The 21,368-nt window shown below is 33.5% G+C and carries 24 protein-coding genes; 13 read left to right on the forward strand and 11 right to left on the reverse strand.

The window, feature by feature from the left end; genetic code table 11:
- Positions 1–3: 3 nt before the first annotated feature.
- Complete coding sequence (locus EG242_RS04085) at positions 4–1,017, reverse strand: T9SS type A sorting domain-containing protein (RefSeq protein WP_124898633.1); 1,014 nt, start codon at positions 1,015–1,017, stop codon at positions 4–6.
- Positions 1,018–1,237: 220 nt separating this feature from the next.
- On the opposite strand from EG242_RS04085, the gene EG242_RS04090 reads away from it, so the two are divergent.
- From EG242_RS04090 to purE, 6 genes are all read left to right on the forward strand, one after another.
- Positions 1,238–1,480 carry a hypothetical protein gene (locus tag EG242_RS04090; RefSeq protein WP_124898634.1) on the forward strand — a complete coding sequence of 81 codons (243 nt, stop codon included), beginning with the start codon at positions 1,238–1,240 and terminating at the stop codon, positions 1,478–1,480.
- The gene (locus EG242_RS04095; protein ID WP_124898635.1) at positions 1,462–1,788 is read left to right on the forward strand and encodes a type II toxin-antitoxin system RelE/ParE family toxin; all 327 of its coding nucleotides are present in this window, start codon (positions 1,462–1,464) and stop codon (positions 1,786–1,788) included. The genes EG242_RS04090 and EG242_RS04095 overlap by 19 nt, the downstream gene beginning before the upstream one ends.
- Positions 1,785–2,939 carry a 5-(carboxyamino)imidazole ribonucleotide synthase gene (locus tag EG242_RS04100; RefSeq protein WP_124898636.1) on the forward strand — a complete coding sequence of 385 codons (1,155 nt, stop codon included), beginning with the start codon at positions 1,785–1,787 and terminating at the stop codon, positions 2,937–2,939. Before EG242_RS04095 ends, EG242_RS04100 begins: the two co-directional genes overlap by 4 nt.
- 68 nt (positions 2,940–3,007) lie before the next feature.
- The gene (locus EG242_RS04105) at positions 3,008–3,250 is read left to right on the forward strand and encodes a hypothetical protein (protein WP_124898637.1); all 243 of its coding nucleotides are present in this window, start codon (positions 3,008–3,010) and stop codon (positions 3,248–3,250) included.
- Positions 3,232–3,540, forward strand: a complete 309-nt coding sequence (locus EG242_RS04110) for a type II toxin-antitoxin system RelE/ParE family toxin (RefSeq protein WP_124898638.1) — start codon at positions 3,232–3,234, stop codon at positions 3,538–3,540. Before EG242_RS04105 ends, EG242_RS04110 begins: the two co-directional genes overlap by 19 nt.
- Before the next feature lie 22 nt (positions 3,541–3,562).
- The gene (purE, locus tag EG242_RS04115) at positions 3,563–4,042 is read left to right on the forward strand and encodes a 5-(carboxyamino)imidazole ribonucleotide mutase (RefSeq protein ID WP_124898639.1); all 480 of its coding nucleotides are present in this window, start codon (positions 3,563–3,565) and stop codon (positions 4,040–4,042) included.
- Positions 4,043–4,308: 266 nt separating this feature from the next.
- Here purE and EG242_RS04120 read toward each other — a convergent pair whose 3' ends face one another.
- On the reverse strand, positions 4,309–4,998 hold the full coding sequence (locus tag EG242_RS04120; RefSeq protein WP_124898640.1) for a hypothetical protein: 690 nt from the start codon (positions 4,996–4,998) through the stop codon (positions 4,309–4,311).
- Between the two features lie 100 nt (positions 4,999–5,098).
- Between EG242_RS04120 and EG242_RS04125 the strand changes: the two genes are divergently transcribed.
- Entirely contained in the window at positions 5,099–7,117 is a 2,019-nt protein-coding gene (locus EG242_RS04125; protein ID WP_124898641.1) for a M3 family metallopeptidase, read from the forward strand.
- Positions 7,118–7,263: 146 nt separating this feature from the next.
- Here EG242_RS04125 and EG242_RS04130 read toward each other — a convergent pair whose 3' ends face one another.
- On the reverse strand, positions 7,264–8,541 hold the full coding sequence (locus EG242_RS04130) for a cation:proton antiporter (protein ID WP_124898642.1): 1,278 nt from the start codon (positions 8,539–8,541) through the stop codon (positions 7,264–7,266).
- A 50-nt stretch (positions 8,542–8,591) separates the two neighbouring features.
- Positions 8,592–9,959, reverse strand: a complete 1,368-nt coding sequence (locus tag EG242_RS04135) for an aldehyde dehydrogenase family protein (protein ID WP_124898643.1) — start codon at positions 9,957–9,959, stop codon at positions 8,592–8,594.
- Positions 9,960–10,172: 213 nt separating this feature from the next.
- Between EG242_RS04135 and EG242_RS04140 the strand changes: the two genes are divergently transcribed.
- The 3 genes from EG242_RS04140 (at position 10,173) to EG242_RS04150 (ending at position 11,595) form a co-directional block, all read left to right on the forward strand.
- The gene (locus tag EG242_RS04140; protein ID WP_124898644.1) at positions 10,173–10,535 is read left to right on the forward strand and encodes a DUF1801 domain-containing protein; all 363 of its coding nucleotides are present in this window, start codon (positions 10,173–10,175) and stop codon (positions 10,533–10,535) included.
- A 77-nt stretch (positions 10,536–10,612) separates the two neighbouring features.
- Positions 10,613–11,056, forward strand: coding sequence for a VOC family protein (locus tag EG242_RS04145; protein WP_124898645.1), 444 nt, complete (start codon positions 10,613–10,615; stop codon positions 11,054–11,056).
- Positions 11,057–11,073: 17 nt separating this feature from the next.
- Positions 11,074–11,595, forward strand: a complete 522-nt coding sequence (locus tag EG242_RS04150; RefSeq protein WP_124898646.1) for an SRPBCC family protein — start codon at positions 11,074–11,076, stop codon at positions 11,593–11,595.
- Positions 11,596–11,657: 62 nt separating this feature from the next.
- Here the strand turns inward: EG242_RS04150 and EG242_RS04155 are convergent, their stop codons facing one another.
- Entirely contained in the window at positions 11,658–12,653 is a 996-nt protein-coding gene (locus tag EG242_RS04155) for a T9SS type A sorting domain-containing protein (RefSeq protein ID WP_124898647.1), read from the reverse strand.
- A gap of 9 nt (positions 12,654–12,662) precedes the next feature.
- Positions 12,663–13,559: a hypothetical protein gene (locus EG242_RS04160; RefSeq protein ID WP_124898648.1), complete on the reverse strand. Its 897-nt coding sequence runs from the start codon at positions 13,557–13,559 to the stop codon at positions 12,663–12,665.
- A gap of 254 nt (positions 13,560–13,813) precedes the next feature.
- Here EG242_RS04160 and EG242_RS04165 point away from each other — a divergent pair, with 254 nt between their 5' ends.
- The 3 genes from EG242_RS04165 to EG242_RS04175 all read left to right on the forward strand — a co-directional run bounded on the left by EG242_RS04165 (position 13,814) and on the right by EG242_RS04175 (position 16,555).
- On the forward strand, positions 13,814–15,415 hold the full coding sequence (locus tag EG242_RS04165; protein ID WP_124898649.1) for a glycoside hydrolase family 10 protein: 1,602 nt from the start codon (positions 13,814–13,816) through the stop codon (positions 15,413–15,415).
- A 3-nt stretch (positions 15,416–15,418) separates the two neighbouring features.
- On the forward strand, positions 15,419–15,961 hold the full coding sequence (locus EG242_RS04170; RefSeq protein ID WP_124898650.1) for a DUF1697 domain-containing protein: 543 nt from the start codon (positions 15,419–15,421) through the stop codon (positions 15,959–15,961).
- 135 nt (positions 15,962–16,096) lie between these two features.
- Positions 16,097–16,555, forward strand: a complete 459-nt coding sequence (locus EG242_RS04175) for a copper resistance protein NlpE (RefSeq protein WP_124898651.1) — start codon at positions 16,097–16,099, stop codon at positions 16,553–16,555.
- Positions 16,556–16,760: 205 nt separating this feature from the next.
- Here EG242_RS04175 and EG242_RS04180 read toward each other — a convergent pair whose 3' ends face one another.
- From EG242_RS04180 to EG242_RS04200, 5 genes are all read right to left on the reverse strand, one after another.
- A complete protein-coding gene (locus tag EG242_RS04180) occupies positions 16,761–16,961 on the reverse strand; it encodes a helix-turn-helix transcriptional regulator (RefSeq protein WP_124898652.1) in 201 nt (66 codons plus the stop codon).
- A 6-nt stretch (positions 16,962–16,967) separates the two neighbouring features.
- A complete protein-coding gene (locus tag EG242_RS04185) occupies positions 16,968–17,390 on the reverse strand; it encodes a hypothetical protein (RefSeq protein ID WP_124898653.1) in 423 nt (140 codons plus the stop codon).
- Positions 17,391–17,505: 115 nt separating this feature from the next.
- A complete protein-coding gene (locus EG242_RS04190; RefSeq protein WP_124898654.1) occupies positions 17,506–17,976 on the reverse strand; it encodes a hypothetical protein in 471 nt (156 codons plus the stop codon).
- 111 nt (positions 17,977–18,087) lie between these two features.
- Positions 18,088–19,566 (reverse strand): glycosyltransferase, encoded by a 1,479-nt coding sequence (locus tag EG242_RS04195; protein WP_203227678.1) that lies wholly within the window; start codon positions 19,564–19,566, stop codon positions 18,088–18,090.
- A 390-nt stretch (positions 19,567–19,956) separates the two neighbouring features.
- On the reverse strand, positions 19,957–21,348 hold the full coding sequence (locus EG242_RS04200) for a leucyl aminopeptidase family protein (protein ID WP_124898655.1): 1,392 nt from the start codon (positions 21,346–21,348) through the stop codon (positions 19,957–19,959).
- Positions 21,349–21,368 lie beyond the last annotated feature (20 nt).

The following is a 21,368-nucleotide window of genomic DNA, read 5'->3' on the forward strand; positions in this document are numbered from 1 at the left end:
AATCTATTTTTTAATAAAACTTTTTACTGCAGTACCACTTTCGGTTTTAATATGTAATAAATAAGTACCTGCAGAAAGATTGTCTACATTTAGCGTATGTTCTTTTTCAAAGCTACCTTTTTGCTCTTTTATTGTTTTACCATTAACATCATAAACTGTTAATTCTTTTATAGTAATATTCTCACTGTTGGTTACAGTAAGCATATTGGTGACCGGATTAGGGTAGATGTTGAATTTTGATGATAGAACATTATCCACACTTGCAGTAGGTACCGTGCTAACAGCAGAAACAATTATATTATCATATTTATAATCAGATGCCATTACTGTTAAAGTACTGTGTTGAAGTACAACTGATAATGTAACGGGAATTTGATTTTGACTGGTGTGTACTACGTTAAAGCCTAAAGAAGGAATAGAAAAATAAACTTTTTGGTTGGTGTAGTCAATATAAAAAGTTAAAGTATACCAAGTATTAGGTTTTAATTTAGGAAATTGACTGTGTGGTAAGTTAAAAGGATTTGGTCCTAAATTCATACTTCCATTCATGGGTACATATGTTAATACTCCAAGGTAATCACCTGATAAATTGTGAAAACTATTGGTTTTCAATATATAAAAACTGTAATTCGGTCCTGAAATAGATAAATTAGGTCCAGTAAAAAAGTCGTAGGTTACTTTTAAAACATTATTTCCCTGATTTCTATTATTCCATAAATTATCAATTCCACTTTTTAGTAAATAATTTGCACCAAAACTTGGTAAAGCACTTGTTTGTAAAACTTTTCCTTTATTGGGCTCCGATACAATTTTGAAATAATTGTTTCCAGCATCAGAAGGAACATTATCCGCTCGGGAATAAGTATGCCACCCACCTTGCCCAGGTGTAGCACCTGTAAAATCGGTACCTACGTTGCCTAAAGTTAAATTGTCAAAATTTTCGCTGTACAATACTTGCGCAGTGGTTAGTTGCGTGGCAAATAAAAACGTTGCAACAAATAGCACTTGTTTTTTCATAGCATTTTATTTAAAATAATGTTAATTATACTGTTTTTTGTTGTTTAAAGCAATTTGTTTATAATATATAGCTAAAAATTGAAGCATATTACTTTGTAGAAAAAGCGTTTTCCATTAGTAACATTTATTTTCATTAAAATGTAAAAACAGTATCTTTGTGGTTTAAAACATTATTAAATTTATATTTTTCCGTAAATTTGATTTAATTGAATGAATAAAAATGGCAACAATTTCTGACATACGTAGTGGATTAATTGACAAAATACTTGCAATTAAAAACAAAGAGCTTTTGCAGGCGCTAGATCAATTGATTGCCACAACCTCATCTGTTTCGAACATTATTGAAATTACATCTGAACAGAAAATAATACTGGAGATGAGTGAAGAAGATATTAAAAATGGTAAATTGATTTCGCAAGAAGAAATGATTAAAAGAAATCTTGAATGGCTGAACGAGCTATAATCTGGACGAAAACAGCCAATATACAATTAGAAGAAATTTTAAAATATTGGGTTCAGCGAAACAAATCAAACATTTACTCCAAAAAACTTCTTAAAGTTATAACCAAAAGAACGATACAACTTTCAGAATCGCCTTATATAGGTAAACTTACCGATTTTGAAAAAACACGAACAGTTTCTTTAGGTCAGTTTAGTATCTTCTATCAAATAACTACTGAAAAAATAATTATCACTGTTTTTTGGGATAACAGACAAAACCCTGAAAAGCTATTACAAATTTTACAAGAAAAAATAAACAAACAACAATGAACTATTTTTCATCAGATTTTAAATTGGGAATTTTAGGTGGCGGACAATTAGGTAAAATGATGCTGACCGAAACCCGAAAGTTCGATATTCAAACATATGTAGTTGATCCAAGTGCCGAAGCACCTTGCCAGTTTGGCGCTACACAATTTTTTCAAGGCTCGTTGAACGATTACGATACCGTGATGAATTTAGGAAATCAGGTAGATGTTTTAACCATTGAAATTGAAAACGTAAATCTGGAAGCTTTAGAAACCTTGGAAAACGAAGGTAAAAAAGTATATCCGTCGCCAAAAACGTTGCGATTAATTTCCAACAAAGGCAATCAAAAAGATTTTTATACTCAAAACAATATTCCAACCGCGCCTTACAAACGTTACAAAACTTTACAATCTTTAAGAATTGATGCTGAAAATGGTTTGGTTGAACTTCCGTTTGTTTGGAAAACTACCGAAGGCGGTTACGACGGAAACGGTGTAAAAGTGGTTCGTCAGATTACTGATTTGGAAAATTTACCTGAAACCGAATGTATTGCCGAAACCATGATTCCGTTTAAAAACGAATTAGCGGTGATTGTAGCTCGTTCTGCATCGGGCGAAATTAAAACGTATCCGGTGGTAGAAATGGAATTTCACCCAGAAGCCAATCAGGTAGAATACGTGATTTGTCCAGCGAGGATTGATGAAACTGTTGCTAATAATGCACGCGAAATTGCTTTGAAAGTTTCCGAAAGTTTTAATCATGTGGGTTTATTGGCTGTGGAAATGTTTCAAACTGCCGATGACGAAATTTTAGTAAACGAAGTAGCTCCGCGCCCGCATAATTCTGGTCATTATTCTATCGAAGCGAGTTATACTTCACAATTTGAACAACACATTCGTGCTATTTTAGATTTACCTTTAGGAAATACCGACAGCAAAGTTGCCGGAATTATGGTGAATTTAGTAGGCGAAGAAGGTTATTCAGGACAAGTGGTGTATGAAAACATTGAAAAAATTATGGCGATTGATGGTGTTACTCCACACATTTACGGAAAACGAGAAACACGTCCGTTCCGAAAAATGGGTCACGTTAGCATTGTTAATGCAGATATGACCGAAGCGCGCAAAGTGGCACAAGAGGTTAAGGAAACGATTAGAGTGATTGCTAAATAGTATTAAGACTGTGGTATTAAGTAGTGAGATTAGAATCTTTTTATTAACTTTAATGTAAATTTCTTCCAATGAGTACTTCAGAATTACAACTAAAGCTTGATATAATCAGCAGAATTACCGAATTAAAAGAAGTTCGGGTAATTAAGGAAATTAAAAAACTTTTAGATTTTGAACTAGAAGAAAATTTGTATGAATTATCTACAGATCAAGAAAATCGAGTTGCAGAAGCAAGAAAGGAATATAAAAACGGCGATTATATTACGAATGAAGAAGCTGATAATGAAATTGACCAATGGTTAAAAGAAGAATAGTTTGGACAAAATCGGCTCACTTGGAAAGAATAGAAATATTGAATTATTGGTTCAATAAAACCAAATCAAAACCTTATTCAAAAAAACTTAATAAATTATTTTCCGAAACAATTAAACTTCTCTGTACACATCCTGAAATTGGCAGAATTACAAAAGACAATTCTATAAGGATAACCATTGTACGAGATTATTTGATTTTTTACGCATTTACCACAACCGAATTAATAATTTTATCTGTTTGGGATACAAGAAGAGATGAAAAAGATACTGAATTTGATTACATCTCTTAATTAAAAAATATATAAACAAAAAATGAAAGTAGCAGTAGTAATGGGCAGCATTTCTGATATGCCGGTAATGCAAGATGCCATAGATATATTAAAAGAATTTGGCGTAGAAACACATGTTGATATTGTTTCTGCACACAGAACACCAGAAAAATTAGTCGATTTTTCTACCAACGCACATAAAAACGGAATTAACGTAATTATTGCTGGTGCAGGTGGAGCCGCACATTTACCAGGAATGGTTGCAAGTATGAGTCCATTGCCAGTGATTGGTGTTCCGGTAAAATCGAGCAATTCTATTGATGGTTGGGATTCTGTTTTATCAATCCTGCAAATGCCCGGCGGTGTTCCTGTGGCAACCGTAGCTTTAAACGGAGCGAAAAATGCAGGTTTGTTGGCAGTTCAAATTTTAGCTAGTCAAAATGCAGAGTTGCTACAAAAAATGACCGATTACAAATTAGGTTTAAAAGAAGCTGTTTTAAAAGCGGCTGAAGGTTTGAAATAACAAGAAGAGGCTGTCTTAAAAGTGTTCAACGTTGTCATTCCGAACTTGTTTCGGAATCTCATTGTATTGATTTTTAAATGTTAATGAGAAGCTGAAAATAATTCCGATAACTATCGGAACAACTTGACAATCAGAGACTTTCAGGACAACCTCTTTTTAGTTGCTACAAGGTTTAAAACGTCAGTTCGAGTGTTTTTTGTGTAATGAAATGAAACAGAAAATGTATCGAGAACCAATATTCAGAATGAACTTATAGAACAGCCTCTTTATTTAATCCATTGTTTTTGGAAGGAAATCGTTTCATTTTCATTTTCATCTGTAACTATTTCAGCAAAGATTTCTTTTAAGGGGTGTAGTTCTTGTAGTGAAAAATCAATAGGAAATAGTTCATATCGAATGGTGTCGATTCCTTCTATATTTCTCCCATTAAAAGATTTTGATAAGTAATACGGCTTATCATCATTATAATTGTACAGTTCCATATCAAAACCTGTTCTAAATCTTCCAAAAGCAAATGACTTTTTTGTTTTTGTGTGATACATTACTTGGTAGTTCACACCACAACCAAGACCCGTACACGGATAAAAATGAACTAAAAACATTAGAATATTCAACTCTTTATAATAATTAATTTCCAAAGGAGAATTCGCATAATCTACTTGTTGTTTTTCATCTTCAACTATATTTTGAGTAATCAATTTATAAACATTCAACGTATCTTTATTTATATATATTTTTAAGGAATCATCCAACTCAGAAAAACTTATAATAAAATCTTCAAAACGGACCATATCACTTTCAACCTGAATTCTATAAGTTGGTGTAATTTTTTTATACTCTAATTCTTTTTCAAATTGATTTAATTCAAGGTCGTATTTGTTTTGTGGTTGTGCAAAAGTGGAATAACAATTAAATACAACTATAATTAACGAAACAAAAAGTAAACTATTTTTCATAAACGGAATTTAAAATCGAATGTAAGGAATTTTCATTTAGCTTTAATACTTCATTAACGTTATAATCCTTAATTTTAAAACTTTAATTTTTAAAGGAATCATGAACAATATATTATTAACTGATTTTGATACGGCACCGTTCTCTAAAATCAATACACAATATTACGAACCAGCATTTGATCAAGCGATTGCCGATGGTAAAGAGGAAATTCAACAGATTACAGAAAATAAAGATGCTGCCGATTTTAAAAACACCATTGAAGCCATAGCTTTTTCGGGTATGCAGTTAGACCGTATTTCGAATATCTTTTTTAACTTGAATTCGGCAGAAACCAACGACGAATTACAAAAAATCGCTCAAAATGTAGCACCCAAATTATCGGCTTTTGGAAATGATATTTCGCTAAATCCTGATTTATTCGCTCGGGTAAAAGCTGTACATGACACTGTAGACCAATCGACTTTAACAACCGAACAAAAAACCTTGTTAGACAAAACATACAAAGGTTTTGTGCGCAATGGCGCTTTATTGAACGACGATCAAAAAACCAAACTCCGTGAAATTGATGCGCAATTGTCGATTCTTTCGCTAAAGTTCAACGAAAATATATTGTCTGAAACCAACGCCTATCAGTTACATATTACCAACGAAAAAGATTTAGCAGGATTACCTGAAGGTGTTATTGAAGCAGCTAAAAATCTTGCCGAACAACAAGAGAAGCAAGGTTGGATCTTTACGTTAGATTACCCAAGTTACCTGCCATTTGTAACCTATGCTAAAAACCGAGAATTGCGTAAGGAAATTGCGATTGCGAACGGTAAAAAAGGTTTTCAGGATAATGACTTCAACAACGAAGAAAATGTTTTAAAAATTGTAAAATTGCGTAATGAACGCGCACAATTATTAGGTTATGCAACTCATGCTGACTTTGTGTTGGAAGAACGCATGGCACAAAATCCGGAGAGCGTTTTTAATTTTCTTAATGAATTATTAGAGAAAGCTAAACCGGCTGCCGAAAAAGAATTTCATGAATTGACAGATTACGCTAAAAAGCTTGATAAAATTGATCAATTACAAAAATGGGACGGCAGTTATTACAGCGAAAAATTGAAACAAGAACGCTTTAATTTAGACGATGAAGTACTGAAACCGTATTTTCAATTAGAAAATGTATTGAACGGTGCTTTTGAAGTGGCTAACAAATTATACGGACTTACATTTACCGAAGTTCACAACATTGACAAATACCACGAAGATGTGCAAACTTTTGAAGTGACTAATGAATCAAGAAATTTAGTTGCTATTTTTTATTCAGATTTTTTCCCAAGAAAAGGCAAGCGAAACGGTGCGTGGATGACATCATTTAAATCACAATGGATCAAAAATGGTGTAAACGAACGCCCGCATATTTCTATTGTTTGCAACTTCACGCCTCCTACCTCATCTAAACCATCGCTATTAACTTTTAACGAAGTAACCACCTTGTTTCACGAATTTGGCCACGCATTGCACGGCATGTTAGCAAATACCACCTATCCATCATTATCAGGAACATCGGTTTATTGGGATTTTGTAGAACTTCCAAGTCAGATTATGGAAAACTGGGTGTACGAACCTGAAACATTGGCATTGTTTGCCAAACATTACCAAACTGGTGAAACGATTCCACAAATTTACATCGATAAAATAAAAGAAAGTGCCAACTTTTTAGAAGGAATGGCAACTTTGCGTCAGTTGAGTTTTGGTTTGTTAGATATGGCGTGGCATACAAAAAATCCTAACGACATTAGTAGTTTAAAAGATTTTGAAAATCAGAAATTCCAATCTACTCAGTTGTATCCTGATGTGGCAGAAAACGCCATGAGTACTGCTTTTTCGCATATTTTTGCAGGCGGTTATTCATCTGGTTACTATTCGTATAAATGGGCAGAAGTATTGGATGCCGATGCGTTTGACTATTTTAAACAACACGGTATTTTTAATAAAGAAATTGCAACCAAGTTTAAAGATTTTGTTTTATCGCAAGGTGGAACAGAGCACCCAATGACGCTCTATAAAAAATTCCGCGGACAAGAACCATCGCCTAATGCACTGCTAAAACGTGCAGGATTGATATAAATAAAAAGAGGCTGTCCTAAAAGTCTGCGATTGTCAAACTGAATTTATTTCAGCTTCTCATTAATATTTGAAAATCAATATAATGAGAGTCCGAAACAAGTTCGGAATGACAACGTTGAATACTTTTTAGACAGCCTGTTTTATTTTTATGATGCTTCTTTAACATCAGAAGGTTCATCTTCTTTTAAAACTTTTTTAGCAACTTTACCAACAGTTAATCCTTGTACAACAATGGAGAACAGAACTACGATATAGGTAACTTCTAACAAAACATCTTTTATATCGCCAACCGAATTAGGTATACTCATAACCAATGCAATAGAAACTCCGCCACGAATTCCGCCCCAAACCATGGTTGTTAACGATCCTTTAGAATAAGTGTTTTTTCTTAAAATAGTCGATGCAGGAATAAAAATAGCCAATGTTCGTGCCAATAAACAAATGAAAATTGCAATAACACCTAACAGTAATTGTTCCTGTAAATCGGGTAACATTAATAATTCAAATCCAATGAAAAGGAATAAAATGGCATTTAAAATCTCATCGATTAATTCCCAGAATTTGCTTAAATAATCGCGTGTGGTTTCGCTCATTGCAGCGGTTTTTCCAAAATTCCCGATAATTAATCCGGCTATAACCATGGCAAGTGGCGATGAAAAATGCAGTTGTTTCGCAATTAAAAATCCGCCCATTACAATTGATAACGTAATAAGAACCGATACTTTATAATCATCGATCTTTTTCATAACGTTGCTTGCGGTAAATCCTAACAGAGCTCCCAATAAAATTCCTCCACCGGCTTCCAGTAAAAACAGTTTTGAGATTGATCCAAAGGTAGCATCAAAATTAACATCGGTTGCCATTTTTAATACAACAGCAAACATTACTACGGCAACACCATCGTTAAAAAGTGATTCGCCTGTAATTTTTGTTTCGATCATTTTTGGAACCTTCGCTTCCTTCAAAATTCCTAAAACAACAATAGGATCGGTTGGCGAAATTAATGTTCCAAACAGCAAACAATATATAAAAGGAATTTGCAAACCTAACATTGGAGCAACCATATAAAACAAACCTGCAATTATTAAAGCAGACAAAACTACACTTACAGACGCATACGTTAATATGGGCCATTTATGTTCGCGTAAATCAGATATATTAATATGTAATGCACCAGCAAACAGTAAAAAATTTAACATGGCCCCCATTAGAATTTCGGTAAAATCGAACGCGCGAATTAGTTCAAAAAACTCTTTAGTGGTATCGGGAAAATATTGATCGCCCAACAAACGAATTGCTACCGAAACTAGCATGGCAATAATCATGATACCTATGGTACCAGGTAATTTTAAAAAACGAACATTCAAATAGGCAAAAATCGAGGCAAGTACTATTAAAACTGAAAACGTGTAATATAATTCCATAAAAATGTATTTACTGCAAATTTACAATTTTATGCCTTTTTATATGATGATTACAGAAATTTAAAGAATCTTTTTAATAACTTAAATTTGCTTTGAGTGTATGGTGGATATTTTAATTCATTGTCGTACCACGTTTTTCGATACACAATTGCTTTGGTTTGCGAAAAAGCTTTAAGGCTGAATTTACCATGATAATTTCCAAAACCGCTTGCATCTATTCCTCCAAATGGTACTCTGCCATTTACAATGTGCGATAAACAGTCGTTAACACACGCGCCACCGTATTTACAGTGATTTAATAGTGTTTGAATTTCGGTAGTATCATCACCAAAAACATAAAAAGCCAACGGTTTATCGTTTTCATGATTATAGGCAATAATTTCGTTTAGGTGGTTGTAATTTACAATAGGTAACACAGGACCAAATATTTCATTTTGCATGACCTCATCATTCAAATCATTAATTTTAATCAGTGTTGGTGAAATATATCGTTTTTTAGAATTGGTTTGTCCGCCAATTAAAACATTACCGCTTAAAATATAGTTTTTTATTCGGTGAAAATGTTTTTCGTTGATAATTCGTGCAAAGTATGACGATGCTTCGGGCTCTTCTCCATAAAATGTTTCCACGACTTTTTTCATTTCGGCAATAAACTGTTTTTCTACTTTTGAATGGATGAATATAAAATCGGGCGCAATACAGGTTTGTCCGGCATTTACAAATTTACCAAAAGCAATGCGTTTTGCTGCTAGCGGAATATTAGTGCTTGGCGTAACAATACAAGGCGATTTTCCGCCTAATTCTAGAACAACTGGTGTTAAAGTTTTAGCTGCTGCCTGATGTACGATTTTTCCTACCGAAGTACTTCCTGTGAAAAAAATCTTATCAAATTTATGATGTAAAAGTTCGGTTGTTTCTTCCACACCACCTTGAATTACTTGTATAAAATCACCACTAAAGTATTGGTTAATTAGTTTAAAAATTAAATTACTGGTATGTGGTGTAAGTTCTGATGGTTTTAAAACTACGCAATTCCCGGCTGCCAAAGCTGCAAGTACAGGTTGCAAAGACAACAATAAAGGATAGTTCCAAGGTGAAATAATTAAAACAACTCCGTAAGGTTGATACGCAATTGTTTCTTTTGATGGAAAATTTAATATGCTTGGAAACACCGTTTTAGGTTTCACCCAACTTTTTAAGTGCTTTTTAAAGAAATTCAATTCTTTTTGTAGCATCACAATTTCGGTAATTAGGGTTTCAAACTCAGGTTTATTAAAATCGGCTTTTAAAGCTTCTATAATTTCACCTTTATGGTTATCTAGCAAATGCTGAAACTGTTGTAAACAAGCTTTTCTATGTTCTAGACTTAGTGTTTTTCCTGTATAAAAAAAGTTACGTAAATGTTGTATGTTTTCCAAAGCGAATCATTTTTATTGAAATTATAAAAATTATGACAACTGACTCTAAACTTTAAATAAAAATATTGTAAAAATACCGTTAATTTTTTATAAGTTCGAATTGAATAAAAAGCATCAATTTAATTAAAAAATGGAAAAGCCCACAACTATAAAAGAATACCTTGCACAAGTAACTATAGAAAGACAATTGGCGTTTAATATGAAACCATTAAAATGAATCTTCCTAAAGGATTCGAAGAACAATTTATTTATGACAACATTGGTTTTGTAGTACCTAAAAGTATTTATCCGGCAGGTTATCACTGTACGCCAGAACTGCCTTTGCCTTTTATAAACATTGCATCACAAAAAAGTCATATCGCCTTATATCACATGGGTATTTATATGATGCCGCAAGTGCATGATTGGTTTGTAAACGAGTATCCAAAGCAGAGCAAACGCAAGTTAGATATGGGTAAAAGTTGTATTCGCTTTAAGAAACCAGACGATATTCCGTTTGATCTTATTACAGAATTAATTCAAAAAATATCTGCAGAAGAGTATATAAACACATACGAATCGCTCTTAAAAAAATAAACAAACTTGCCATAAGACAAGTTCATTTGCTTATTGGTGTTTTAACTTTGAATAAATTAACTCTAAAAACTAAAATCATGGCAAAAATTCATGCTTACTTAAACTTTAACGGAAATTGCGAAGAAGCATTTCTTTTTTACGAAAAAGTATTCAAATCTAAAAATATTGGTATGTACCGTTTCGGAGATATGCCTGCCGATCCTAACTTTCCAATAAACGAAGAAGACAAGAAAAAAATTATGCATACTGCTATAATGGTTAACGATAGTACCATGATTATGGGATCGGACTGTTTAGAAAACTTCGGGCATAAATTAACCTTAGGCAATAGCACTTATGTTATGTTGGATACTGATACAGCCAAAGAAGCTAAAGACTTATATGCGGCTTTAAGTGAAAACGCCATGAAAATGGAAATGGAATTGGGCGAGCAGTTTTGGGCAGAATTATATGCATCGTTTCAAGATCAGTTCGGTATTTATTGGATGATTCATTTTGAAGGAAATAAAAAAATGGAGTAACTATTAAAATTTATACTATGAAATTTTTAAAATACGCACTTTTTACCGTTTTAGGAATAATAGCTTTATTATTAATTGCTGCCGCTGTTCTACCTAAAACATTTCATGCAGAAGGATCTGTAGTAATTAACAAACCCAATGCAGAAGTTTTTAATTATGTAAAACACATTAAAAATCAGGAGAATTTTGGAGTTTGGTTTGATGCTGATCCCAATATTAAAACAACTTTAGAAGGAACCGATGGAACAGAAGGTTTTAAATACAGCTGGACAAGTGAAAAAGTTGGAAATGGTTCACAGGTAATCACAAACATTGAAGAAAACAAACGCGTTGATATCGATTTGTTTTTAATGGACAGCACCGAACCGGCAAAATCGTTTTTTACTACAGAAGAAGTTAGCGCAAACGAAACCAAAGTTCGTTGGGTGGTTGATGGCGAAATGCCTTATCCGTTTAACCTAATGGGGCTTTTTTACGATATGAACAAAGATTTTCAACAAGGAACCGCTAATTTAAAAGCTGTTTTAGAAAAGCAGTAAACCAATATTAAAAAAAGCAAAAAACCTGTAAATTAATTTACAGGTTTTTTGCTTTTTTTAATTTATTTCTTAACCAGCTTTTTAACCGCTATGCCTTCATTGGTTCGCAAATGCAGCATATACGTACCGCTTGCCAAGTTTTCTACGCTTAGGTGTATTTGGGTTTCTTCATTGAAATTTTGCGTGTTTAATTGTTTACCTACAACATCGTAAATTGTTACTTGTTGAACAACCATATTTTCGCTGTTGGTAATATTAATCACATTGGTTGCTGGGTTTGGGTACAAATTAAATTTTGCTGCCAACTTTTCGTTGGTACTTAATATATACGAAGGCAATGTTTGCAATGCAGAAATTTTAATGTTATCTAATTTAACAACTGATGATGAATTTAGACTACCTGCGCTAAAATATACATTTTCAGGCATTCTGTTATGGGCAAAAGTATCTGCTTTTTGAAGGTTTAATGTTGGTATATAAAAATACACATTTTTAGTATTGTAATCTATAAACATTTCTACTTTAATCCAATTATTAAAAGGATAAGGGTCTGTGTTATAATTTTTTAAAATGATATTTTTATTTGAAATTGAATTCCAATAATTTGCCACAATACGTTTTTGAGTAGATTGAAAAGCTATATTTATTAATGAAGGCCCTTGACTTAAAACACTACCTCCTACAACAAAATTATCAGTTCCATAGAATTCGTACTCAAACTTTAAAATATTATTACCAACCGTGCGGTTGTTCCATAAAACATCTATAATACCATAATCTTGACTAAAAGTAAGTCCCCCAACAGTAGAAACACCATTAGATGTTATAATTAGCACATTACCTTTACCCGCCTCTGGTGTAACCATTGCACTACCAAGCACGGGAGGTGTTATACCAGAGTACCATCCCCCTTGTTGGGGTGTGGTGCTGGTATAATTGTTTATTAAATGCCCAGCGGGATAATTGTTAAAATCTTCTTCAAATAAAGCCTGTGCTTTTAAAGTTGTACCAGACCCTAAAAAAAACAAGCACAAAATAGTGGTAATTAACTTTTTCATAGCAAGATTTTAATTGTACGTTAATTTAAGTTCGGAAACCGGATCATTGGTTCCGCCTAAAAATGTTTTCAGTTCTACTGTGTATGTATAAGTTTGTCCACCTACTGTGTATGTAAACGATTCCACACTAGGATAAGTACCACCTTCTAAAACAATTTCATACGATGGGTTGCCCGTATTGTAATATAAATTGGCAACACCACCTGCGGGTAAATTAGCGGTATACGGAGTATTTGTCCAATATGCCGCAACATTGGTATCGCATTCAGCCATAATGTATCCGCTACGCACCACTGCTAATGTTGTTTGGTCTAAAGCTTCCCAATAATAGAAAAACACTTTCCCGTATTTTGACAGCAAATCCTCTTCCTGTGGTGTGCTTGGTTGGTAAAGTGGTGTCAGTGGTGTAGAAATATCAAAGAAAACACCATTGGGATTGTACAAATTGGTTTGGGCATTGGTAGCTATAACGTGGCAATGATCAGCTGAAAAAACCTCTAACCTTACCGTTCCCCAATAGGTTGGAATTCCCGCACCGGTTAAAGTAAAAGGGCGTGCTGGCACAAAATTGCCAATTTCGTTACCCGTAGGGTCATATATATTAGGATACATACCAGGAGAAACTGTATTAAAATCTTCTATTGTATTACCTTGATCATCATATTTTCCATCAGGAGTGCCGTCATAATACGCCAAGCCTACATAAGGTGTTATTTTAAAATGTAGCATGGCTGGGTTGCCGTTATCACCGGTATGATTTTTATAGTGGTAAAACATCTCCCTACGTTCTGCTATATCCCAAAAAGATTGGTAACCATCAGCACCTGTGTCAGAAAAAGTAGTCGTACCGCCCGAACCATCGGTGCTAGAATTAGCTGTTTGCGAGCCATCATCTTGTTGCTCCATGTCGTTAAAAACGCTGTCGGTTGTACACGCTGTAAGGCTTAAGGCAATTACCCCCCCCCCACAAAATTTTGGTAAATTTTGTCATAAATAATTATTTTTTAATAAAGTTAGATAGTAAATATATTAAAAAATTTAACATGCTGTTAAATAAAACACAAAAATTAAAAAATACCTGTTTAAATTAACAGCAGAATATCTTAAAAAATAGCCAGGTACTCATTTATCTTATTATTTTTGTGCATTATTATATTTGTATGAAACTGAAAGTAAATAAATACTTGGCTTTTATAGCACTAGCCTCTTTATCTTTAATATCGTGTGCGGTACAGCAGCAGCAAAAACCTACAAAAGTTACGGTTGTAAAAAAATCTGAAGTAGCAATAGAAACCAAAGCACCTTCACAACCTTTAGAACCTACAAAACCAACCACAGCTAACGATTTTAAAATAAATTTACCCGAAGTTAAACGCGAGTTTCGGGCGGCGTGGATTGCTACCGTTGCCAATATCAACTGGCCAAGCAAGAAAAACCTTTCTACAGAAGAACAAAAAAGAGAAGCAATACAATTGCTTGATTTATTACAAGACGCCAATTTTAACGCCGTTGTTTTTCAAGTTCGTCCGTCTGCCGATGCTTTGTACAAAAGTAATTACGAACCTTGGTCGTACTATTTAACCGGTGAAACAGGCAAAAGTCCTTCACCTTATTACGATCCGTTGGAATTTTGGATCGAAGAAGCCCACAAACGCGGCATGGAACTACATGTTTGGCTGAATCCTTATCGTGCACATCATTTAAGCGGTGGATCGGTTAGTAGTGAATCAATGGTTAAAAAATCGCCAAGTAATATCGTAAGACTTAAAAACGGTATGTATTGGTTTGATCCGGCAAGCATAAAAACACAAGATCACGTTTCAAATGTGGTGAAAGATATTGTATCGCGCTATGATATTGATGCGGTTCATTTCGATGATTATTTTTATCCGTATGCATCCTATAACGGTGGTGCCGATTTTCCTGATACTGCTTCATGGAACACTTACAAAAATGCCGATGGATCATTATCAAGAGCCGATTGGCGTAGAGATCATGTTAATAAATTCATTGAACGTATCAACAAAGAAATCAAACAAGAAAAACCGTACGTTAAATTTGGTATTAGTCCGTTTGGAATCTGGAAATCGGGCTATCCATCAGGTGTTGTGGGCTCATCGCAATATGATGAGCTTTATGCCGATGCTAAATTATGGTTGAACAAAGGCTGGGTTGATTATTTTTCACCTCAATTATACTGGCCGATCAATTCTCAACGTCAGAATTTTCAGGATTTGTTGGAATGGTGGCAAGATGAAAACACCATGAACCGACATTTATGGCCTGGTTTGAATACGGTTGAAGTAAAAGCAGCCAACAGATCGACTGAAATTGTAAATCAGATAAAAATTACTTCCAGCGTTTTAAGTAAAAATAGCGTGGGCGCGATCCATTACAGTGTGGCAGGTTTAACTAACAACAGCGAAATGATTCCCGCACTAAAAAATGGTCCATATAAAGAAAAAGCGTTGATACCATTGAGTCCGTGGATGAAAATAAATAAAATTGCTATGCCGAATTTAACGGTTAATAATGACAATTCTTCTATAAAAATCGATTGGTCAAGCAGTAAATTGAACGATGTCTTTCAGTGGATTTTGTACATGCGTTACGATAACGAATGGCAAATTGAGATCCTTCCGAAAAACCAGCTGACTAAAAATATTGCACGTTCTAAAAACGGAAAAAACTGCAATACCGTTGCTTTAAAAGCTATTGATCGTTTAGGTAACGAAAGCGATTACGCAGCCAAAAAAATATAAACAATGAAAACTTATTTAGTTCTTTTACGCGGTGTAAATGTTTCGGGTAAAAACATTATTAAAATGGCAATTTTAAAAGATGTTTTAATTGATAACAACTTTAAAAACGTAACAACTTATATACAAAGCGGAAATATTGTTTTAAGTTCTAATTTAGAAAAACATGAAATAGAAACGAAGGTTCAACAACTTATTTACGATCATTTTCAACTGCAAATTACGGTCTTTTGTTTGGATCTTCAGGAAATGGAAATCGCTTTACAAAACAATCCGTTTAAAGAAAATATTGAACCAAATAAATTGTTTTTTACCTTTTTAAAAGAAGAGCCTGCTGCTGGTTTATTGGCTGATTTGGAAAAGATTTCATTTGAAAACGATCAGTTTAAGGTAATTGATAAAGTGCTGTATTTTTACTTACCAAACGGTATGAGTAATTCTAAATTGAGCAATAATTTCTTCGAGAAAAAACTAAAAGTAACCGCAACGGGCAGAAATTTAAACACCATTCACAAACTGATTGATCTGGCTAAAAACAACAATAATTAGCCGTATTTTGTGTATATCATACTCAAAATGTATAAGTTCATTCAAACTTTATTTGCAAAAAGCCTTTATTTATGCAGGTTTAAGCTTTGGCATTTTTATTGAATCATTCTTTACACAATTATAAATTTATAAGTTATGAAAAAAAGTATCTTCACACTTTTTGTTTTGGGTTTAATTATTTCTTGTAATAAAAAAGAATCCGAGACCACTATAAGTGCAGACAACACTGAAATTATTGCTAGCGATACACTTGCAAATATTAATGACGAGCATAATTCGCAAAATTCTTTAGATTGGAATGGAAGCTACGAGGCAACCTTGCCTTGTGCAGATTGTACTGGAATTAAAACTACAATTACTTTAATTGATAACGGAACTTTTAATTATGTAGCAGAATATTTAGATAAAGATTATACCGCAAAAGATTCAGGAGATATTATGTGGCATAGCAACGGATCGGTGGTGCATTTAAAAGGAAAAGACATTAATATAAAGCTAAAAATTGTTGAAAACGGATTGGTTGGTTTGGATACCGAAGGTAACGAAATTGATGGTCCATTAAAAGAACATTACAACTACAAGAAATTAAATTAATTGATTATCTAGAGTTATATCAAAATAAATTCGACTTTATTCTGTTGACAAACCGTCGCTTCGACTAACGAAAACGGAGTGAAGTGTATCGAGAAGTTCTCGACGGGCTCGAACTCACGAAAAGTGAATAAATCCTTTTGTTATAAATTTCACAACAATCAATTAATGTAAAAACCGGAAGCTATAAACTTCCGGTTTTTTTGTTTTAATCATGCTCTTCTAATTCAAAAAGAATGTCTAAAGGCATATTGAAAATCTTGGCAATTTTTAATGCCAAAACCGCCGAAGGAATGTATTTTTTTGTTTCGATAGAATTAATTGTCTGACGTGAAACTCCGACTTTTTCCGCCAAATCTCCTTGCGTTAAATTGTGTCGTGCACGTTCTATTTTAATGTAATTCTTCATATTGTATTATTCTTCTGATAATTCTTTTTTAAGTGAATAGCGCTTCATTTGAAACATTAATATTTGATAAAATAGTAAAACCATAATTATTTGTCCTGCTTTAATTTCTTGAATTTCATCATCAAAAACAAAAAATTCCAAAATCGGAGAAACAATTAAATATAAAGTTCCAAATAATAATGCATTCATTACTAATCTTAAACGAATTTCTAGCATCATTTCGTCATCGTCTTTATACTTTGAAAATTGAATAAAGAACAGAGACAAACATATTAAAGACATTAAAATACTTTTAACAAGTAGTTTTGTTTGTGGGTCATTAGCTAATAGATTTAATTGACCTGCAATAATAATAAAAGTAAATATTATTAGTAAAATACAGAAAGCAAACTTCCTTACTTTTGCTGGAAATAAAATATTTATATTCATAGATATATAGTTAAGTTTATTTGTTACAAATATAAACAAACTTTTCAATTTGTAAAGAAAACTTTACTTTGTGATATAAAAAAATCGATATGCTGTAATAACATACCGAATATTTTTATTCTATAACTTTAAAATTTGATATTTCCGAGGAATGACCTCCTCCTCCTGGCGGCATATTATACTGTGTAAAAGATATTCGGGTTGGTATATGATACTCTTTATTATACTTAAAATAATAAGATATATGAAATGGTGCTCCATTGTTCATACTGCCTGATAAATAAGAGTTTGCTATGTTTTCACAATTATTATAAATTTCTGAAATAGTATAAGCATCCATATCTTCATTATCACCTACTGCTATACCATTTATAACAGTTATATTATTTTCTTCATACCCAAATGATGAGGATTCACGAGAAAAAGTATAAGAATAGTTTTGATAATTTGCATTCTCCCACGCTGTTTTTTCTTGCCGAAAAGTAGGTTCATCAAATTCAAAAATATACTCATTTAAATTTTCATCTTTATCACAAGATATTAAACTTAAAAAAGTAATCATGATTAAAACACAATTTGTTCTCATAATCAACATAGTTTTTATTAAAAATAACATTTTTTATTTAATTAAATAAAAAAAAATCGATATGCTCATTGAAGCATACCGATTCTAAAAATATAGTTAGTTTAATTGTATTTATGCGGCTGCAGGTAAATCGCGGGTTAACCAACCACTGCGACCTGCGGTTATTATTGCGTAAGGTGTAATCCAAAACAAAGTAAACAAATAGAATACGCTATAAGTGTATGCCAAAAATGCTTCGGCTATATTGTATTTTTTTGCGTAGAAAAACATTTGAATGCTCGAGAACACAAAGATTCCAGCTAAACTTGAACATACAAACAATACAGGATGCGTAACTACAAAAAACATTAGCAATAATAGTAACGGATAAGCCATAATTACCTTAATCCACTGCATGCTTAATAAAATACGTGAACCTGCTGTTGATTCTTCTCTAAATTTTGTAAAAGCAAACTTACTCATCATAATATTTTCACGCACATTGCTTCGTTCCCAACGGACAAACATTTTATACAGACTTTTATATTTTTCGGGAATATTGGTATATACATACGCGTTTTTCTGGAAAAGTACGTGTAAGCCTTGTTTTAAAATCATGTTGGTCATTGCACGATCTTCGCCTATATCACTTGGTTTTCCTTGAAAAGTTTGGTTCATCCAATCTTCTAAACAATTCATTACCGCATCTTTTCTGTAAGCTGCCAAAGCACCTGGTGTGCATAAAACTGATCCAATGGCACTTTGTGCAGATCTAACAAATTCAAAACTAAAAACAAAACTTACGTTTAACATTTTTGGTATTAAACCTTTTTCTTTGTTTAAAACGCGAACATTTCCTGCAACGGCACCACATTTTTCATTTTCTGCAAACGGGCTTACCAAGTTACGTAGCGTATCTTCTTTAACGATTGAATCGCTATCTACCGTGACAAAAACATCGCCCGTTCCTTCGTTAAAACCGCGATAAAGCGCATGGCGTTTACCCATATTTTGCGGTTGCTGATAAATCGTCAATCGGTCGCCCAATTTGGCTTTTGCCTTCAACATCCATTGCCAGGTATCGTCTTTACTTCCGTCATCAATCGATAAAATCTGTAATTTTTCTGCCGGAAAATCACTGTCTGCTAAACTCAATAAGGTTTCATAAACCAGTTTTCCTTCGTTATAAGCCGGTACAATTACCGTACAAGTAGGCAATTTATCGTTACTTACCGCTTTTACAGGTTTGTATTTTATGTACAGAACAATTAAATACGTTAAAAAGCTTAATTGCAAAACCAACAAGGTTAAGGCAATGTAATTGATAGATGCTCCCCACCACGTACTCATACGTTCAAAGTGTAGCTTTTCCATATCGGGCTGAAAATTTATGAACGCAGCTACCGATAGCACCATTAAAAAAAGGGTGGCGCCTATTACTAGATAATCTTTATTTTTAAGGGAGTTTAATGAAAGTTGATCTAGAAATTTAGATCGATCTGCTTTTTGTTTTGAAATATCGTTTCGAACTACAGAAAGTGTACATTTTTGATCTTTGTTTATAGGCTCAGAAAATGGTTGGCTTTTAAATTGCTGAATTGGTGTAGGCATATACTTTACTTTAAGAAAAAATGTTCGATCTTTTATTGGTTAGATTAAAATAAACAAACATCTATGGTTTTTGTGTGAAAAACTTTTCAAGTATTGTGCCAGCGGGCATTTAGACTAAATTAAGTTAAATTTTAAGAAAATTTAAAATTAAATTGTAGAAGTGAATCCCCACATTGGGGTACGGTTATTGTAGCACCCCACGATTTCACAGTCTTTTATATAGATGTTATCTGGGTTTACTTGGGTTTAGCGAAATGAAAAATCCGTTACCAAACGATAACGGATTTTGAAATTATAGTAAATTTTAGATCAAATATAAATTATAAGTTCTCGGCAAGCTTAAACTAACGAACCGACAAATTCAATTTGATAACTTTGCTGTATAATTATTTACTTTTTATAATTCACAAAGAATTCATGCAGTGTGCGAATTCCTGTTCCTGTTCCACCTAAACCTTTATAATTTTCAGGAGCTTCGGTAAAAGCAGGTCCGGCGATATCTATATGCACAAACGGAGCTTTAGCGAAATGCTCTAAAAATTTCCCGGCAGTAATGGTTCCAGCCATGCGTCCGCCAATATTTTTAAGATCGGCACAGCTCGATTTTAACTGTTCTTTATAATCATCCCACAAAGGCAAATGCACCATACGTTCGTACACTTTTTCTCCAGCATTTAACAACGCAGTGTTCACCTCATTGGCTGCATTACTCATTAAACAGGCAGCGCGCGTACCCGCAGCAATTAAAGCCGCACCTGTTAACGTTGCAGAATTTATAATTAATTCCGGATTGTATTTAGTTGCATAACTAATAGCGTCAGCCAAAATCATACGTCCTTCGGCATCGGTATTTAAAACCTCAACCGTAGTTCCGTCCATCATAGTAACAATATCGCCCGGCGCATACGCATCGCCACCCGGACGATTGTCTGTAGCTGGGATCAATCCTATAATATGAATATTCAATTTGTTTAATGCCGCTGCGTAAACCGTTCCTGCCATCATTGCTGCACCACCCATATCCGATTTCATTAAATCCATGGAGTTCGGTGTTGGTTTAAGCGATAATCCGCCGGTATCATAAACCACACCTTTCCCAACCAAAACAATTGGTTTTTCGTTAATCGGATTCGCAGGTTTGTACTCCATTACCGTAAATGTAGGCGGTTGAATAGAACCTTTATTTACAGCCAATAATCCGCCCATTTTTAAGGCTTCGATTTCTGATTTACGAAAAACTTCAACATGAAAATGAGCTTCATCTCCAATTTCCTGAATTTCTTTTGCCAGCTGATTTGCTGTTAAGAACGAATTTGGTTCATTCACCATATCGCGCGCCCAGAAAACGGCTTTTATTACGTTATTGATTCGGTTGATTTCTTCGGCAGAAATTTCGCCCAACATAAAAATATTTTCTAAAGTGTATTCGCGCTCGTCGGCATCTTTAAAGTATTTTAAAAACTGATAGTTCGATAAAGCAAAACCTTCTGCCAACGCTAAAGTAGTTTCATCAGATCCGATGATGGTTATGTCGCTTGCCTTTTTATCTAATTTTTGTCGGATATTAAAACCAGCAACACGCATTTTTTCCAAATCGCTGTTTTCTTTTACAAAAAAGTAAAACTGACTGCCTATTTTTATAAAATCTTCTTTAGTTTCTGCTGATTGAAAGGTTTTAAAAGCCTCGCTAACGTAATCAGGTGTTTGATTATTTAAAGTAGTTTGCGCGTTTACAACGTAAACAAAAGCATTTCCTTTAATTTCTTGAGTTAATTGTAACATTGTTTGTTTTATTTTGATTT

Origin of the sequence: Paenimyroides viscosum, assembly GCF_003858535.1 — a bacterium.
Lineage (GTDB): Bacteria > Bacteroidota > Bacteroidia > Flavobacteriales > Flavobacteriaceae > Flavobacterium > Flavobacterium viscosum.

Bases quoted from the DNA above. Each gene is read 5' to 3' on its own strand.
- EG242_RS04085 (WP_124898633.1), bottom strand. From the start codon at position 1,017: ATGAAAAAACAAGTGCTATTTGTTGCAACGTTTTTATTTGCCACGCAA.
- EG242_RS04090 (WP_124898634.1), top strand. From the start codon at position 1,238: ATGGCAACAATTTCTGACATACGTAGTGGATTAATTGACAAAATACTT.
- EG242_RS04095 (WP_124898635.1), top strand. From the start codon at position 1,462: ATGGCTGAACGAGCTATAATCTGGACGAAAACAGCCAATATACAATTA.
- EG242_RS04100 (WP_124898636.1), top strand. From the start codon at position 1,785: ATGAACTATTTTTCATCAGATTTTAAATTGGGAATTTTAGGTGGCGGA.
- EG242_RS04105 (WP_124898637.1), top strand. From the start codon at position 3,008: ATGAGTACTTCAGAATTACAACTAAAGCTTGATATAATCAGCAGAATT.
- EG242_RS04110 (WP_124898638.1), top strand. From the start codon at position 3,232: ATGGTTAAAAGAAGAATAGTTTGGACAAAATCGGCTCACTTGGAAAGA.
- purE (WP_124898639.1), top strand. From the start codon at position 3,563: ATGAAAGTAGCAGTAGTAATGGGCAGCATTTCTGATATGCCGGTAATG.
- EG242_RS04120 (WP_124898640.1), bottom strand. From the start codon at position 4,998: ATGAAAAATAGTTTACTTTTTGTTTCGTTAATTATAGTTGTATTTAAT.
- EG242_RS04125 (WP_124898641.1), top strand. From the start codon at position 5,099: ATGAACAATATATTATTAACTGATTTTGATACGGCACCGTTCTCTAAA.
- EG242_RS04130 (WP_124898642.1), bottom strand. From the start codon at position 8,541: ATGGAATTATATTACACGTTTTCAGTTTTAATAGTACTTGCCTCGATT.
- EG242_RS04140 (WP_124898644.1), top strand. From the start codon at position 10,173: ATGAATCTTCCTAAAGGATTCGAAGAACAATTTATTTATGACAACATT.
- EG242_RS04145 (WP_124898645.1), top strand. From the start codon at position 10,613: ATGGCAAAAATTCATGCTTACTTAAACTTTAACGGAAATTGCGAAGAA.
- EG242_RS04150 (WP_124898646.1), top strand. From the start codon at position 11,074: ATGAAATTTTTAAAATACGCACTTTTTACCGTTTTAGGAATAATAGCT.
- EG242_RS04155 (WP_124898647.1), bottom strand. From the start codon at position 12,653: ATGAAAAAGTTAATTACCACTATTTTGTGCTTGTTTTTTTTAGGGTCT.
- EG242_RS04160 (WP_124898648.1), bottom strand. From the start codon at position 13,559: ATGGAGCAACAAGATGATGGCTCGCAAACAGCTAATTCTAGCACCGAT.
- EG242_RS04165 (WP_124898649.1), top strand. From the start codon at position 13,814: ATGAAACTGAAAGTAAATAAATACTTGGCTTTTATAGCACTAGCCTCT.
- EG242_RS04170 (WP_124898650.1), top strand. From the start codon at position 15,419: ATGAAAACTTATTTAGTTCTTTTACGCGGTGTAAATGTTTCGGGTAAA.
- EG242_RS04175 (WP_124898651.1), top strand. From the start codon at position 16,097: ATGAAAAAAAGTATCTTCACACTTTTTGTTTTGGGTTTAATTATTTCT.
- EG242_RS04180 (WP_124898652.1), bottom strand. From the start codon at position 16,961: ATGAAGAATTACATTAAAATAGAACGTGCACGACACAATTTAACGCAA.
- EG242_RS04185 (WP_124898653.1), bottom strand. From the start codon at position 17,390: ATGAATATAAATATTTTATTTCCAGCAAAAGTAAGGAAGTTTGCTTTC.
- EG242_RS04190 (WP_124898654.1), bottom strand. From the start codon at position 17,976: ATGAGAACAAATTGTGTTTTAATCATGATTACTTTTTTAAGTTTAATA.
- EG242_RS04195 (WP_203227678.1), bottom strand. From the start codon at position 19,566: ATGCCTACACCAATTCAGCAATTTAAAAGCCAACCATTTTCTGAGCCT.
- EG242_RS04200 (WP_124898655.1), bottom strand. From the start codon at position 21,348: ATGTTACAATTAACTCAAGAAATTAAAGGAAATGCTTTTGTTTACGTT.